Genomic DNA, 1962 nt, shown 5'->3' on the forward strand with positions numbered 1-1962 from the left:
GCCTGATCTCGGCCCTCGCCTGTTGTGGCTTTCTGTATTGGAACGTGGCGGGCGGACGCATTTTTGCGGGCGATTCTGGGGCGCTGTTTGTCGGCCTCACCATCGGTACTTTGGGGGTTTGGGCGGGCTCAATGGGGGTCAACCCGCTCTCGATTGCCACGTGTTTCCTGCCACTCTTGGCCGATTCCATCCTGACGATTGTGTGGCGCGCCCGTCAGAGGGCCAATCTCCTCACGCCCCACGCTGATCATGTTTATCAATTGGCCATTCGCAGCGGCCAGTCGCACCTCTATGTGGCATCGCTCTACTGGCTTGCAACCGCACTTTGCGGTGTGGTCGCGGTCCGGGCATCGACCGCGGGCGACGCATTAATCAGCCTTGGTTTCGTGCTTTGCCTGCTGCCCCTTGTGCTCATTCTGGAACGAGCGCGCGCCCACTATCTGGCGATCCTGCCAAAGCAGGCTGGCTAGTGCCCGCCTATCCCGCTAAAAAGTCACGCAAATCATAGGTATCCCCCGCATCGACATGGCTGGACGAGACCTCAGAATTAAGTCAGGTTAACGCATGGACTGGGACAAGCTCAAAACCTTTCACGCCGCCGCAGATACCGGCAGCCTCACCGCTGCTGCCGAAAAAGTCGGCCTGTCGCAATCCGCTGTTAGCCGCCAAATTGCGGCGCTCGAAGATGGTCTTGGCGTGCCGCTGTTTCATCGCCATGCGCGCGGCCTGATCCTCACCGGGCCCGGCAAAGTGCTGCAGCAATCCACAGGTCAGATGGCGACCATCGCGGCAGTGGCTGAGTCCAATTTGAAAGACGCGCGCGACCGCCCGCAGGGTGAGCTGATCGTCACCGCGCCCATCGGCATTGGCGCGACCTGGCTGGCCCCCCGCTTGGGCGGCTTTATGGATGCCTATCCAGACGTGTCGCTTCGCCTTCTGCTCGATGACCGCGAACTTGACCTTACCACGCTGGAAGCCGAATGCGCGATCCGTCTGTGGGAAGCGACGCATGCGGATCTGATCCAACGCAAAATCCTGTCGATCACCACCTCGCTCTATGCGTCGCGCGATTATATCGCCAAGCACGGCATGCCCAAAACGCCAGAGGACTTGGCCAATCACCGCGTGATCGCCTATGGCGCGCGGTCGGGTGATCCCATGAAAGTGCTAGACTTTGCCCTGACGTTGGGCCGGGAAGAACATCGTCCGCGCGAAGCCGCCCTCACGATCAACAATGTCTCGGCCTTGGTGAAGGCAGTGGTCGCGGGCCTCGGCATTGGTGGCTTGCCGGATTATCTGGCCCAAGCCGACACGGGGCTGATGCGGGTATTCCCAGAGACAGACGGACCCAATATCGACGTCTTCTTCATCTATCCGGCAGACTTGCGCCGCTCCAAGCGCATTGCGGCCTTCCGGCAATATCTGTTGGAGCAAGCGGTGAATTGGAAGGGCTAGGGCCGCTCGCCCCTGCCCTCCCAGTCGCGTGTGTTAGGTCTTGGTGACGGCGGCCGTTTGACCAAATAGCGATTTCGCAGCCGCCTTCATGTCTTCCTTGGATTGCTCGCCTGCTGGCTTGCGCAGCGCTTCGCCAACTGCATTGCCTGCGACGACTGCTGGGCGGGCGTCAATCTTGTCGAACCAAGCTTTGACATGGGGGAATTCTTCTAGATCTTGGCCGAACAATTTCGCACCACGAACCCAGGGATAAGAAGCCATATCGGCAATGGAATAGTCGCCGGCAAGATAAGGGGTCTCTTTAAGCTGGCGCTCCATAACGCCATACAAACGATTGACTTCGTTGGTGTAACGGGTTTGGCCATATTCGATCAGCTTGGGATCATCGACCAGATTAGGCGCATAGAGACGGAAGTGGCTGGCTTGGCCAGACATTGGCCCAAGGCCGGCCATTTGCCACATCACCCACTCATCGACCTTCACGCGGCCGCGCTCGTCGCTGGGGTA

At 59.5% G+C, this 1962-nt stretch carries 2 protein-coding genes and 1 pseudogene; 2 read left to right on the plus strand and 1 reads right to left on the minus strand.

Annotated features, from left to right (window positions below; genetic code table 11):
• Positions 1-470: pseudogene (locus ACOVRA_RS08770) on the plus strand (hypothetical protein); the annotation flags it as partial.
• A gap of 94 nt (positions 471-564) precedes the next feature.
• Positions 565-1455, plus strand: a complete 891-nt coding sequence (locus ACOVRA_RS08775) for a LysR family transcriptional regulator (RefSeq protein ID WP_290803578.1) — start codon at positions 565-567, stop codon at positions 1453-1455.
• 33 nt (positions 1456-1488) lie between these two features.
• Here the strand turns inward: ACOVRA_RS08775 and ACOVRA_RS08780 are convergent.
• The coding region (locus ACOVRA_RS08780) for a glutathione binding-like protein (protein WP_421719956.1) at positions 1489-1962 on the minus strand (474 nt) is incomplete at its 5' end.

This window comes from Aquidulcibacter sp. (genome assembly GCF_049239865.1).
Taxonomy (GTDB): Bacteria; Pseudomonadota; Alphaproteobacteria; order Caulobacterales; family Aquidulcibacteraceae; genus Aquidulcibacter.